The organism is Streptomyces sp. NPDC053076, assembly GCF_044546845.1.
Classification (GTDB): domain Bacteria; phylum Actinomycetota; class Actinomycetes; order Streptomycetales; family Streptomycetaceae; genus Streptomyces.
In genome coordinates this window covers 843,172-856,763 of sequence record NZ_JBITZL010000001.1, presented here as the reverse complement: position 1 = coordinate 856,763, position 13,592 = coordinate 843,172, and the positions used below count along the sequence as shown (strand labels likewise).

General features: G+C 73.2%; 10 protein-coding genes. 7 read left to right on the top strand and 3 right to left on the bottom strand.

Going from position 1 to position 13,592, the window contains the following annotated elements:
- The first annotated feature begins 183 nt into the window (after positions 1-183).
- The 6 genes from ACIGYR_RS03450 (at position 184) to ACIGYR_RS03425 (ending at position 8,094) form a co-directional block, all read left to right on the top strand.
- Positions 184-1,722 (top strand): amino acid permease, encoded by a 1,539-nt coding sequence (locus ACIGYR_RS03450; protein ID WP_391838148.1) that lies wholly within the window; start codon positions 184-186, stop codon positions 1,720-1,722.
- 188 nt (positions 1,723-1,910) lie between these two features.
- Positions 1,911-3,008, top strand: coding sequence for a mechanosensitive ion channel family protein (locus ACIGYR_RS03445; RefSeq protein ID WP_399602514.1), 1,098 nt, complete (start codon positions 1,911-1,913; stop codon positions 3,006-3,008).
- Positions 3,009-3,249: 241 nt separating this feature from the next.
- On the top strand, positions 3,250-4,134 hold the full coding sequence (locus tag ACIGYR_RS03440) for a restriction endonuclease (protein ID WP_399602513.1): 885 nt from the start codon (positions 3,250-3,252) through the stop codon (positions 4,132-4,134).
- A gap of 64 nt (positions 4,135-4,198) precedes the next feature.
- Positions 4,199-4,765, top strand: coding sequence for a DUF4186 domain-containing protein (locus tag ACIGYR_RS03435; protein ID WP_399602511.1), 567 nt, complete (start codon positions 4,199-4,201; stop codon positions 4,763-4,765).
- A 37-nt stretch (positions 4,766-4,802) separates the two neighbouring features.
- The gene (locus tag ACIGYR_RS03430) at positions 4,803-7,022 is read left to right on the top strand and encodes an NADP-dependent isocitrate dehydrogenase (RefSeq protein ID WP_391838156.1); all 2,220 of its coding nucleotides are present in this window, start codon (positions 4,803-4,805) and stop codon (positions 7,020-7,022) included.
- 268 nt (positions 7,023-7,290) lie between these two features.
- Entirely contained in the window at positions 7,291-8,094 is an 804-nt protein-coding gene (locus ACIGYR_RS03425) for an N-formylglutamate amidohydrolase (protein WP_399602508.1), read from the top strand.
- 17 nt (positions 8,095-8,111) lie between these two features.
- Here the strand turns inward: ACIGYR_RS03425 and ACIGYR_RS03420 are convergent, their stop codons facing one another.
- Genes ACIGYR_RS03420 through ACIGYR_RS03410 form a run of 3 tightly spaced genes read right to left on the bottom strand, consistent with a single transcriptional unit; the run spans position 8,112 to position 10,650 of the window.
- The gene (locus tag ACIGYR_RS03420) at positions 8,112-8,576 is read right to left on the bottom strand and encodes a hypothetical protein (protein ID WP_391838160.1); all 465 of its coding nucleotides are present in this window, start codon (positions 8,574-8,576) and stop codon (positions 8,112-8,114) included.
- A gap of 14 nt (positions 8,577-8,590) precedes the next feature.
- Positions 8,591-9,229: an RNA polymerase sigma factor gene (locus ACIGYR_RS03415; RefSeq protein WP_391838162.1), complete on the bottom strand. Its 639-nt coding sequence runs from the start codon at positions 9,227-9,229 to the stop codon at positions 8,591-8,593.
- Positions 9,226-10,650 (bottom strand): S8/S53 family peptidase, encoded by a 1,425-nt coding sequence (locus ACIGYR_RS03410; RefSeq protein ID WP_399602504.1) that lies wholly within the window; start codon positions 10,648-10,650, stop codon positions 9,226-9,228. The genes ACIGYR_RS03415 and ACIGYR_RS03410 overlap by 4 nt, the downstream gene beginning before the upstream one ends.
- Before the next feature lie 73 nt (positions 10,651-10,723).
- On the opposite strand from ACIGYR_RS03410, the gene ACIGYR_RS03405 reads away from it, so the two are divergent.
- Positions 10,724-13,336: a CHAT domain-containing protein gene (locus ACIGYR_RS03405; RefSeq protein ID WP_399602501.1), complete on the top strand. Its 2,613-nt coding sequence runs from the start codon at positions 10,724-10,726 to the stop codon at positions 13,334-13,336.
- Positions 13,337-13,592: the final 256 nt, after the last annotated feature.

The following is a 13,592-nucleotide window of genomic DNA, read 5'->3' as shown; positions in this document are numbered from 1 at the left end:
TCCGCCCCCGAACGCTGTGCCGCTCCGCCCCGAACGTCCTGCCGCACCACCCTGAACCTCACTCCGCACCACCCGAAGGCCCTCCGCACCACCTTGAGTCTCACTCCGCATCACCCAGAAACGCTCCTCCGCACCACCCAGAAGGTCCCCGTTCGACAACTGTCCGATCCCGGAGGTCTCCGCGTGTCCCCCACCCCCGATCCGTCGCCCGCCCCCTCCCCCGGCCTGCCGCAGCAGGACGAGGAACAGCGCCTGCGTGAACTCGGCTACCGGCCGGTGCTGGCCCGCCGCATGGGCGGCTTCGGCAACTTCGCGATCAGCTTCTCGGTGATCTCGATCCTGTCCGGCTGCATGACCCTGTACCTCTACGGCATGAACACCGGCGGCCCCGCCGTGATGCTGTGGGGCTGGGCGGGCGTCGGCCTGTTCGTGCTGTGCGTGGGTCTCGCGCTCGCCGAGGTCACCAGCGCCTATCCGACCTCAGGCGCGCTGTACTACATGGCGGACCGGCTCGGCGGACGGCGCTGGGGCTGGTACACGGGCTGGCTGAACCTGCTGGGCCTGCTCGGCGCGATCGCCGGCATCGACTACGGCGCGGCCCTGTTCACCGGCGCGTTCGCCAACATCCAGTGGGGCTTCGAGCCGACGCCCGGCAAGACCATGCTGATCTTCTGCGCCATCCTGCTGCTGCACGCGACGCTGAACCTGTTCGGTGTGCACCTGGTCAGCCTGCTCAACTCCATCAGCGTGTGGTGGCACCTGGCGGGCGTCGCGCTGATCGTCGGCGCGCTGGCCATCGTCCCCGATCACCACCAGTCGCCGTCCTTCGTGTTCACCAAGTTCGTCAACGAGACCGGCTGGGACAACCCGCTGTACGTGGCCGCGATCGGCCTGCTGCTCGCGCAGTACACCTTCTCCGGCTACGACGCCTCCGCCCACCTGTCGGAGGAGACCTCGCACGCCTCGGTGGCCGCGTCGCGGGGCATAGTCCGCGCGATCTGGGTCTCCTGGCTCGCCGGTTTCGTGCTGCTGGCCGGTCTGACCTTCGCCATCCAGGACTACGACGCCACCCGCACCACCGACACCGGTGTGCCGCCCGCCCAGATCATGCTGGACGGTCTCGGCACCGGCGGCGCCAGCGCGCTGCTGCTCGTCGTGATCATCGCCCAGCTGTTCTGCGGGAACGCCGAGGTGGCCGCGGCCAGCCGGATGGTGTTCGCGTTCAGCCGGGACGGGGCGCTGCCCGGCTCGCACCTGTGGCGCAAGGTGAGCGGTCGTACCCAGACCCCGGTGGCCGCCGTCTGGCTGTCCGTCGTCGTGGCCGGCGTCCTCGCCCTGCCGTCGCTGTACTCGGCGACGGCGTACAACGCGGTGACCGCCATCAACGTCATCGGCATCACCCCGGCCTACGCCATTCCCGTGTTCCTGCGGCTGCGGGCGGGCGACCGCTTCCGGCCGGGGCCGTGGCATCTGGGCCGCTGGAGCAGGCCGATCGGCTGGATCGCGGTGGTGTGGGTGGCCTGCGTGACGGTTCTGTTCTGCCTGCCGCAGGCGTCGCCGGTCACGGTCGACACGATGAACTACGCGTCCGTCGCCCTCGCCGTGGTGCTGGTTCTCGCCAGCGTCTGGTGGTACGTCGCCCGCAGGTCGTACGGCACTCCCACCACCGCCGCCTACGGCAACGACCGTGACCAGGCGGAACTCGCGGAGGGCATCGTCTGAGCCGGCTGCCCGGAGTGCGCCGGTCCCGGTACGAACTGGTGCGCCGGATACGGCAGGATGAACGAGCGCGCCGGTCACCGGAGTTCCGGGGCCGGCGCGGTCGCACATCCCGGACATCGAGCAGGTGACAACGTGACGAGACTTCACAACCGGCCTCCCGCAGCGGCTTCGCGCCCCGGAGGTGACCGGTGAACCGCGCGCTGAGCCTGGACGACCTCGTCCTCGCCGGCATCGCCCTGGCGGCGGGCCTGGTGCTCGCCTTCATGTCGCGCACCCTGCTGCGCTGGCTGGCGGGGCACGCCAAGCGGACCCGCTGGAGCGGCGACGACGTCATCGTGGACGCGCTGCGCTCGGTCGTCCCCTGGGCCGCGATCGCGGGCGGGGCGGCGTCGGCAGCGGCCGTGCTGCCACTGACCCGGACCGTCCAGCACCACGTCAACCAGGTGCTCCAGGTCTGGCTGATCATCGTGGTGACGTTCTCCGCGGCCCGGGTGATCGCCGGCCTGGTCCGCTCGGTCACCCAGTCCCGCTCGGGTGTGGCGGGCTCGGCGACGATCTTCGTGAACATCACCCGCGTCCTGGTCCTGGCGATCGGCTTCCTGATCGTCCTGCAGACCCTCGGCATCTCCATAGCTCCCCTGCTCACCGCCCTGGGTGTGGGCGGTCTGGCCGTCGCCCTGGCCCTGCAGGACACGCTCGCCAACCTCTTCGCGGGCATCCACATCCTCGCCTCCAAGACCGTCCAGCCGGGCGACTACATCCGGCTCAGCAGCGGCGAGGAGGGCTATGTCGTGGACATCAACTGGCGCCAGACGACCGTCCGCCAGCTCTCCAACAACCTGGTGGTCATCCCCAACGGCCAGCTCGCCAAGGCCAACATGACCAACTACACGCAGCCCGAGCAGGAACTGACCGTCCTGGTGCAGGTGGGCGTGAGCTACGACTCCGACCTGGAGCATGTCGAGCGAGTGACCGCGGAGGTGGTCACGGAGGTCATGACGGACGTCACCGGCGCGGTCCGCGACCACGAGGCCGCCGTCCGCTTCCACACCTTCGGCGACTCCCGGATCGGCTTCACGGTGATCCTCGGCGTGGGCGAGTTCAGCGACCAGTACCGGATCAAGCACGAATTCATCAAGCGCCTGCACCGCCGCTACCGCGCGGAGGGCATCCGCATCCCGGCCCCCACCCGCACGGTCGCGCTCCAGCAGGGGTCGGTGGTGATTCCGCAGCAGCGGAGCGGGGAGGAGGGCGTCGTCATCGGCGACCCGTCGCTGGCCGACTAGGACACCGCGGTTCGCGAGGGACGCGGGGGCCGGCGAGCACGGTCCGCGAGGGAGCGGGTGCCGGCGAGCACGGTCCGCGAGGGACGCGGGGGGCCGGCGAGCACGGTCCGCCCGGGAGCGGGTGCGGCGAGGTTGCCCGTCCGCCGCCGGTGCCCGTCGGTACGAACCACGAGAGCGGTCGGCGATCTTGGGCATCCGTAGACGGAAGATCTTCGTCGTCACCGTCCCGGAGGTAGCCGGCATGACCATACCCGTGCGCCAGGATCGGCCCGTGGAGCGCGCCCGGCGCTTCGATCTGCGGACGACCGCGATGTTCTTCCTGCTGCTCGCGCTCATCCTGTGCCTCCTGGCGTTCCTGGGGCGCACGGCGGCGGGGATCGTCGAACGCCGCCCGCTCTGGGCCGGTGTCCTGGCGGTGCTCGGCCTGGCCGGCGCGCTGAGGTTCCGGTCGAGCCGGCGCCGGCGGTCCGCCGGGAGGTACGCGCGCCGGGCCGCCCGGGCACTGGAGGAGGCGGCGGAGAAGGCGTCGGCCAGCCTCGGCGCCGCGGCCACGGGAGAGGTGGTCGCTCCCGCCGCAGGCATCGGCACGCCGGCCCGGCCCCTCGGCGTCCCCGCCCCGGCGGCCCCGGACGGCGCCGAGGACCTTGCGGCGCCGGAGTCGACGTGGTCCGTCACCGTGCCGCTGGACCCGGAGGCGGCGCTGGACGCCGCTCGTCCCGGCAGCGGGACCTGCTTCGCCGAGCTCGACCCCGATGGTTTCGAGCAGGCGGTGGCGGAGCTGTGCGCCCGCGACGGCTGCCGGGAGGTGGAAGTGGTCGGAGGCGCGGGCGACTTGGGGGCAGACGTCGTCGCGATCGTCCCGGACGGCCGACGCGTGGTCATCCAGTGCAAGCAGTACGGTGACACCAACAAGGTCGGCTCCCAGGACATGCAGCGCTTCGGCGGTACCTGCTTCACCATCCACGAGGCCGACGTCGCGGCCGTGGTCACCACCAGCGACTTCACGGCACCCGCCCTCGAGTACGCCCTCCAGTGCGGAATCGTCTGCGTGAACGGCGACGAGCTGGGGGCCTGGCACCAGGGCACCGGGCCGAGCCCCTGGCACCGGACGGACCCCGTGTCCTGACCGGCGGCCGGCGCGCCGAGTGGGCCACGGCCGACGCTCGGCCACGCATTAGGCTCGAAGAGGTATGAATTCCTCCACCGTCCCCGGCCCACCCGAGCAGCCGTCCGGCGACCCCCGCTCCCCGGGCCCACCCGAGCAGCCGTCCGGCGACCCCCGCTTCCCGGGCCCACCCGAGCGGCCGTCCGGCGACCCCCGCTCCCCCGGGCGGGGCGCCCGCGACCCCCTCTCGATCGACCGGCGGCTCGAGGCCCTCGCCCGGCAGCCGTTCCGGGCGAAGTTCCACCTGCGCGGGCGGGACCGGGCGACCGCCCGGCTGAAAGGCCCGGCGACCCTCCGATGGCACGCGTACGACCTGATCGCCAAGCGGCTGGCGCCGGCCGAGCCGTACAAGGACGGCAGGCAGACGCCGTACCGCGGTCACCCGGTGTTCGTGGCCCAGCACGCGACCGCCACCTGCTGCCGGAGCTGTCTGCAGCGCTGGCACGGCATCCCCAAGGGACGCGAGCTGACCCGCTTCGAACACGTGTACGTGGTGGATGTGATCTGCCGCTGGATCGCGCGCGAGATGGCGGACGGCGCGATTTCCGGCCAGGACCCCTGTCGAGCCGACCCCGATCACGAGATATCTTGATGTCGAGCAATGTTGCAGACGTGGAGCGGAGCACCCGGTGACTGACTCGACCATCATCTACACCTACACAGACGAGGCCCCGGCCCTGGCGACGCATTCGTTCCTGCCGGTGATCCGGGCGTATGCCTCGCAGGCCGGTGTGCCCGTGGAGACGCGTGACATCTCGCTGGCCGGGCGCATCATCGCCGTCTTCCCGGAGTACCTGAACGAGGACCAGCGCATCCCGGACGCGCTGACCGAGCTGGGCGAGCTGGCCAAGACCCCGGCGGCCAACATCATCAAGCTGCCGAACATCTCGGCGTCCATCCCGCAGCTGAAGGCGGCCGTCGCCGAGCTTCAGGCCAAGGGCTACGCGCTGCCGGACTACCCGGACGACCCGAAGACCGACGAGGAGCGCGAGATCCGCGCCCGCTACGACAAGATCAAGGGCTCCGCCGTCAACCCCGTGCTGCGGGAGGGCAACTCCGACCGCCGCGCCCCGGCCTCGGTGAAGAACTACGCCAAGACCCACCCGCACCGCATGGGTGCCTGGACCTCCGAGTCCAAGACCGACGTGGCGACCATGGGCGAGAACGACTTCCGCTCCACCGAGAAGTCCGTGACCATCGCCGAGGACGGCGCGCTGCGCATCGAGCTGGTCGGCGACGACGGCTCCACCACCGTGCTGCGCGAGTCCGTACCGGTCCTGGCCGGCGAGGTCGTCGACGCCTCCGTGCTGCGCACGGCCGCCCTGCGCGAGTTCCTGACCGCGCAGATCGCCCGGGCCAAGGAGGAGGGCGTCCTGTTCTCCGTGCATTTGAAGGCCACGATGATGAAGGTCTCCGACCCGATCATCTTCGGTCACGTGGTGCGCGCCTTCTTCCCGAAGACGTTCGCGAAGTACGCCGAGACCTTCGCCTCGGCCGGCCTGACCCCGAACGACGGCCTCGGCGGCATCCTCAAGGGCCTGGAGAGCCTCCCCGAGGGCGCCGAGATCAAGGCATCCTTCGACGCGGAGATCGCCGAGGGCCCGGCCCTCGCCATGGTCGACTCCGACAAGGGCATCACCAACCTGCACGTGCCGTCGGACGTCATCATCGACGCCTCCATGCCGGCGATGATCCGCACCTCCGGCCACATGTGGGGCCCGGACGGCCAGGAGCACGACACCCTGGCCGTGATCCCGGACTCCTCCTACGCCGGTGTCTACCAGGCCGTCATCGAGGACTGCCGGGCCAACGGCGCCTACGACCCGTCCACCATGGGCTCGGTCCCGAACGTCGGCCTGATGGCGCAGAAGGCCGAGGAGTACGGCTCCCACGACAAGACCTTCGAGATCCCGGTCACCGGCACGGTCCGTCTGGTCGACGCGTCCGGCAACGCCGTGATCGAGCAGGCGGTCTCCGCGGGCGACATCTTCCGCGCCTGCCAGACCAAGGACGCCCCCATCCGGGACTGGGTCAAGCTGGCCGTCACGCGGGCCCGCGCCACCGGCGACCCGGCCGTGTTCTGGCTGGACGCGGGCCGCGCCCACGACGCGCAGCTGATCGCCAAGGTCGAGCAGTACCTGCCGGAGCACGACACCGAGGGCCTGGACATCAGGATCCTCTCCCCGGTCGAGGCCACCAAGCTGTCGGTGGAGCGCATCCGCCGCGGCGAGAACACCATCTCGGTGACCGGCAACGTGCTGCGTGACTACCTGACCGACCTGTTCCCGATCCTGGAGCTGGGCACCAGCGCCAAGATGCTGTCGGTCGTCCCGCTGATGGCGGGCGGCGGCCTGTTCGAGACGGGCGCCGGCGGCTCCGCGCCGAAGCACGTCCAGCAGCTGGTCAAGGAGGACTACCTGCGCTGGGACTCCCTCGGTGAGTTCTTCGCGCTCGTCCCGTCCTTCGAGCAGTACGCGACGGTCACCGGCAACACCCGCGCCAAGGTCCTCGCCGACACCCTGGACCGCGCCACGGCGACCTTCCTCAACGAGGACAAGTCCCCGACCCGTCGCGTCGGCGGCATCGACAACCGCGGCAGCCACTTCTACCTGTCCCTGTACTGGGCGCAGGAGCTGGCCCGGCAGACCGACGACGCCGACCTCGCGAAGGCGTTCGCGCCGCTCGCCGAGACGCTCGCCGCGAACGAGCAGAAGGTCGTGGAGGAGCTGATCGCCGTCCAGGGCAAGCCGGCCGACATCGGCGGCTACTACCAGGTCGACCCGGCCAAGGCGGACGCGGTCATGCGCCCGTCGGCCACCTGGAACGAGGCGCTGGCTTCCCTGAGCTGACGCTCACGGCCACAGGTCACCCGACTCGCCCCGGCCGGCACCGCCCGGCCGGGGCGAGTCGTGCTCCCGAGCTGCTCGCCCGTCCCACTCCGCCCGAGCTGCTCACCCCTCCACTCCGCCCGAGCTGCTCACCCGTCCGCTCGGCCCGAGCTGCTCGGCCGGTCCCGCTCCGCTCCGAACCGCTCGGCCGGGCTCCCCTCCCCGTTGTCAGTGCCGTGTGACACCTTGATCGTGTACGACGCCACCGACCCCAGCCCTGGAGCAGCCCGTGACCGAGCCCGCCCCCTCCTTCGAACTCCTGCCCGGCGCCGCCGAGTCGCCCGTGCTGCTGCACGTACCGCACTCGGCACGGGCGATACCCGAAGACGTGCGCGACGGCATCGTGCTGGGCGACGCCGCGCTGGAGCGGGAGCTGGACCACATCACGGACGCGCACACCGCCGAGATCGCCGGGCGGGCCGCGGAACTGGCCGGGCTCACGCCCTGGCGGTTCGTGAACCGGCTGTCGCGGCTGGTCGTGGACCCGGAGCGGTTCCCGGACGAGCGGGAGGAGATGACGGCCGTCGGCATGGGCGCCGTCTACACGCGCACCACGCACCGCGACGAGCTGCGGCCCGTCGGCACCGACCCGGAGCCGCTGCTCGCCCGCTACTTCCGGCCGTACGCCGAGGCCATGCGGGAGGCGGTGGCCGGACGGCTGGCCGCGACCGGGCGCGCCGTCGTCATCGACGTGCACTCGTATCCGTCCGAGCCGCTTCCCTACGAGCTGCACGGGACCGGGCCGCGCCCGCCGGTGTGCCTGGGCACGGACACCTTCCACACCCCGGCGGAGCTGACCGGGGCCGCCCGCGAGGCGTTCGCCGGCTGCGGGGAGACGGGGCTGGACAGCCCGTTCGCCGGGACGTACGTACCGCTGGAGTTCTACGGCAGAGACGCCCGGGTCGGCGCGCTGATGGTGGAGATCCGCCGGGACACCTACATGAGCGAGCCGGGCGGGCCGACGCATGCGGGTCTGGACCGGCTGGCCGGGGCGCTGGCCGCGCTCGTCGACGCCGTGCGGCCCCCCGCCTGAGCCCGCCCGGGGCCGCCTCAGGCCCGTAGCCACTCCGTGACGATCACCTCCGCACCGGTCCGCAGCCGCAGGGCGAACGGGCCGGCCGGTGGGGTGTCGCTGGTGAACCGGCCGAGGGTGTCGGCCGCGACCGGGCGGCCGGCCCCGGGGCCGTCGAGCACCTCGATCCGGGCGGACCGCGGCGGCAGCACCTGGCCGATCAGGCCGTCTCCGGTGACCTCCACGTCGACGGTCACCTCGCCCGCGCGGAACGTCAGCATGCGCGGCGCGTCCACGGCCCCCCTGACCGGCAGCGCGTCCACGAGCGAGTCGAAGGTCAGCTCGGCGAGCCGGGCGTCCAGGTCGTGCAACGCGAAGGCGTCCAGGGCCGTCTGCACCAGCGCGGCCGGGACCGGGTCCAGGACCGCGGCGACCTGGCGCAGTTCCTCCTCCAGCAGCGCGTCCGCCGACCCGCCCTCGTCCGGGCGCCCTTCCCCTGGCATCTCGTCGTCACCGTTCACATCGCACCCCGACCGTCCATCCGGGCCCGCAGCCGGCGCAGACAGCGCTGGCGCAGCGGACCGATGCTGCCGACCGCGATGCCGAGCGCGGCCGAGATCTCCCCGTAGCTGGGCGGCGGCGAGGCCATCAGCACACGCAGCAACTGCCGGCAGCGCTCGCCCAGTCCGTCCAGCTCCTGCCAGAGCCGGCGGATCCGCTCGGCCCGGCCCGCCGCCTCCTCCGCTTCGATCAGCGACTCCTCCGGCGTCCGGTCCTCACTGGCCCGGTCCAGCACCCGCGGATCGTCGGTCAGGGTCAGCCGGGCCAGGCCCCTGAGCACCTTCAGACACTCGTGGCGGGCCGTACTCGCCAGCCAGGCACCGGCCTTGTCGGGCTCCCGTATCCGGCCCAGGTGCTGGGCGAAGCGGAACCACACGGTCTGGAAGACCTCGTGCCCGTCGGCGTCCGACAGCCGGTGTGCTCGCACCACCGACCACACCAGCGGACTCATCCCTTCCACCAGCGCCTTCCAGGCCGCGGCGTCCCCGTCGACGGCGGACCGGACCAACGCGCCGACCTCTGTTCGGTCCACGACTCCACCCCTTGTGTACGGCACGTCATCGTACGCCGTGGAGGGGAGGGTTCCGGCCCTCATGCGGGCAGAGCCGCGACCGCGGCCGGGGTGGGCAGCCAGGTGGGCGGCCGGAGCGCCGGGACGTGTGCCCCGCGCACCTCGGCCCGGTCCGCGGTGGCCGCCAGCAGCGCGGCGGCGGCCGCGCGCGGGTCGCGCTCCCGGTACGCCGTCATCCGGGCGGCGACGAGACCCGCGGCCACCGGTGCGGCGAAGGAGGTGCCGCTCCACTGCGCGAGGCCGTCGAACATCACCTGGTCCGGCTTGGCGCCGGTGCTCTCCCGGCCCTCGCTCAACACACCGGTGTGGCGCGGGTACTGGCAGGTGCAGACGTAGTCGGCGCCGAAGCGGCAGGCGTCGTAGGTGGAGTGCTGGTAGACGTACGGCACGGGCGCGGTGAAACCGGTGAGGGCGCTGGTGAGGCGTTCGCCGAGGGCGTGGGCGCGCACCCAGGGACCGTGGTTGGTGAAGCAGGCCGCGCCCTCGCCGTCCGCGCGGAGGGCACCGACCGACAGCACGGTGTCGGCGAAGTCGGGCAGTCCGGCGTAGGCGGCGGGCCAGAACGGGGTGTCGCCGCCGTTGTTGCCTGCGGCGGCCACCAACAGGGTGCGGTGGTCGCGTAGTTCGCCCATGAACGCGTCGAGGCCGATCAGGCCGCCGGTGTCCCGGCTGGGGGTGCCCGCCGAGAGGCTGATGATGTCCGGCCAGCCGTCCCGGTCGACCGCTTCGAAGAGCAGGGCGCCGAACTCGGACTCGAGGACGGCCCCGGCGTCGTTGAGGGTGCCCCGGACGGTGATGTCGGTGTTGGGCGCGACGGCCGCGAGGAGCGCGGCGATGAACGTGCCGTGGCCGACGTACTGGCGCAGCACGCCGTCGCCGTCGGTCTCGGTCAGCTGGGTGTCGCCCGTGGTGTGGGCGAGCAGCGGGTAGGAGCGGTGGTCGTGCATCAGGCCGGTGTCGACCACGAGGACACCGACCGCGGTGGCGGGGTCGTGACTCCCCTCGGCGGCGGCCGGGTTGGCGGGCTCGGTACGCGGGACGGGCACCGGCTCGTCGCCGGGGCAGGCGTTGACCGCGATGTGCACCACGTGGTTGCGTCCCACCAGCCGGCGTCCCCGGCGGCCCTCGGCCTCCCGTACGGCGCGCAGGGCGTGCGGCACCGTGTCCTCGCCCTCCGCCGGGTCCCCGACCCGGATCCGGGTCACGCCGGTGCGGCCGGCCCGCGGGCCCACGCGCCGCACATGGTCGGGGACGAGGCCCGCGGTCTCGGTGAAGTGGGTGCGCACGGCGTCCTCCACGAACCGGGCCTCCTCGCCGTCCCGGACGAGGACGACACCCTTCTCGTAGAGGAGACCCGCGGTGTCGTCCGGCCCCATGGTCAGCGGGACGTCCGGCAGGGAGCGCTGGATGTGGTGGAACTGCTCATGGAATCGCTGTAGTGCCATGTGTGTCCTCCCCCTCAAGACGGTGCGACAGTGAGAGCCGCGGGACCGCCGTCTGATACAGCGGGCCACTACCATGCGAGACGTGACAGCGGGAAGCGAGCCGGTTCTCGAACTGCTGCCCATGGTGTTCGCCGATCCGCGCGAGGCCCGGGCACGCGCGGAACACCTTCTGCGTACCGGTCCGTCCCCCCTGCACGGCAGCGTGGCCCATCAGGTACTGGGCATCTGGCAGCGGGACTTCGGCGATCTGCGCATCGCGCTGCGGCATCTGCGGCGGGCCCGGGACCTGGCCGCGCGCGCCGAGTCGGCCGACCGGGAGGCCGATGTGCTCGCGACACTGGGGGTCGCACTGGTGCATGCGGGGCGCACACGGCAGGGGCTCGCATCCTTCGAGCGGGGGGTCGCCCGGGGCAGCGGGCACACCCGGGCCCGGGTGCTGTACCGGCGGGCCTATGTGTGGTGGGTGCTGGGCCGTCACCGGGAGGCACTGGAGGACGTACGACGGGCGCTGCCGGTGCTGCGGCAGGTCGCCGACGACATCTGGACCGCCCGGGCACTGACCCTGCGGGCCACCGTGCACCTGGCGCTCGGCGCGGTGGACCGGGCGGTCGCCGACTTCACGGCGGCGGAACGGCTGTGGGACACCACCGGCCAGGAACACGACAAGGCGGACGCGGTGGAGAGCCGGGGGCTGGCCGCGTTCCGGTCGGGGGACATCCCCGCGGCGCTGCGGCTGCTGGACGAGGCCGAGGAACGCTACGCCAAGCTCGACACCCCGACGTACAACCTGTCGATCCGGCGCTGCGAGGTGCTGATGGCGGCGGGGCTCGCCCCGGAGGCGCTGGCCGAGGCGGACGCGGCGAGCACGCTGCTGGACCGGATCGGCGGGCAGTCCACCCGCAAGGCCGAGCTGCTGCTCGCCGCCTCCTGGGCAGCCCGCGCGGCGGGGGACGCGCACACCGCCATCGCCCGCGCCGCCGTCGCCGTACGGCTGTTCGCGGCGCAGCGCCGGACGTGGTGGGAGACGCACGCCCGGCTGGTGCTGATCGAGGCACGGACGGCGACCGGGCGCCGGTCGGGGCGGATGGTCGCGGACGCGGCGGCGGTCGCCGAGCGGCTGGCCTCCTTCGGCTCACCCGCCGCGCCGGAGGCTTCGCTGCTCGCCGGGCGGATCGCCCTGGCGCTGGGATGGACGGCGGACGCGGAACGGCACTTGGCGGTGGCCGCCCGCAGCCGGCACTGCGGGCCCGCGCCGGCCCGGGTCACCGGCTGGGCGGCGCAGGCACTGCGGGCGCAGGCGGCCGGCTCCCGGCGGGGGGTGCTGGAGGCGTGCCGGCGCGGCCTGGACGTGCTGGACGACCACCGGATGACGCTGGGCGCCTCGGAACTGCGCGCCCACACCAGCACGCACGGCGCCGAACTGGCCGCACTGGCACAGGAGGTGAGTCTCGCCCAGGGCAGCCCGCGGCGGCTGCTGGGGTGGAGCGAGCGGTGGCGGGCGACCGTGCTGTCCGCGCCCCCGACCCGGCCGCCCGACGATCCGGCGCTGCTGAGCGGGCTGACCGCCTACCGGGAGATCGCGGCCCGGGCGGAGGCCGCCCGGATGGACGGCCGCCCGGTGCCGGCGCTGGAGCGCGAACGGCGGCGCCTGGAGCGGGAGATCCGTTCCCGCACCCGGCACATGGGTAGTGCCGCCGCCGACGCCGGGGACCGCTTCGACGTGGGCCGGCTCCTGGACCGGCTCGGTGACGTGCGGCTGGTCGAACTGGCCGTGGTCGACGGCCGGGTGCACGTCCTGCTGTGCGGGCAGGGCAAGGTACGGCGCTTCGCCGGCGGGTCGCTGGCGGAGGCGGTGGCCGAGGCCGAGCACGTGCAGGCCGGGCTGCGGCGGCTCGCGCACCCGGGGGCCGAGGCCCGGCTGCCGGTGGTGGAGGCGGCCGGCCGGCGGCTTCAGGAGCTGCTGCTGGCCGGGGCGGCGTCGCGGCTCGGCTCGGGCCCGGTGGTGATCGTGCCGCCGGGGGCGCTGCACCGGGTGCCGTGGGCGTTGCTGCCCGCGCTGCGGGAGCGGGTGCTCAGTGTGTCGCCGTCGGCGGGCAGTTGGCTGCGCGCCCGGGAGACGGTGCCGCCGCCGGACGGCCGCGCGGTGCTGGTGCGCGGACCGGGTCTCGCGTCCGGTGGCGCGGAGGTCCCCGAGCTGGCCCACCGGTACGGCACGGCGACGGTCCTGGAGGGCGACGACGCCCAGGTGCCCCGGGTGCTGGCGGAGCTCGACGGCGCGGGCCTCGCGCACCTCGCGGCGCACGGTACGTTCCGCGCGGACAGCCCCCTGTTCTCCGCCCTCCGGATGGCCGACGGCCCGCTGATCGTGCACGACTTCGAGCGCCTGGCCCGCAGCCCTCACCGGATCATCCTCTCCAGCTGCGACACCGCCCGGCTCGCCTCGGTCGGCGCCGACGAACTCCTCGGACTGGTCACGGCGTTGCTGCCACTGGGCACCGCCGGGGTGGTGGCGAGCAGCGCCCCGGTGAACGACGCGGCCGTGGTGCCGCTGATGCTCGCCCTCCACAAGGGCCTCGGCGCGGGCCTCTCCCTGGCCGAGGCCCTCCGCGACGCCCGCGCGGTCCTGCCCGGTGACCCGGCCCACCAGGCGACGGGCTGGGCATTCGCGGCGTTCGGGGCGGCGTGAGGACACAGGGCGCCCACCGACGGTGACCGGCCCGTACGCGGGGCTGCGCAAGGCTGCCTCGGCACCCGAGACGGCCGCCCCGGACACACGGGACGGCGCAAGGACGCCTCGGCGCCGATGACGGCCGACCGAGACAAGCGGGCCTGCGTGAGGACGCCTCGGCACCCAAGACGGCCGACCCGGACAAGCGGGGCTGCGCAAGGCTGCCTCGGCACCCGAGACGGCCGACCCGGACAAGCGGGGCCGGGTCGATGGA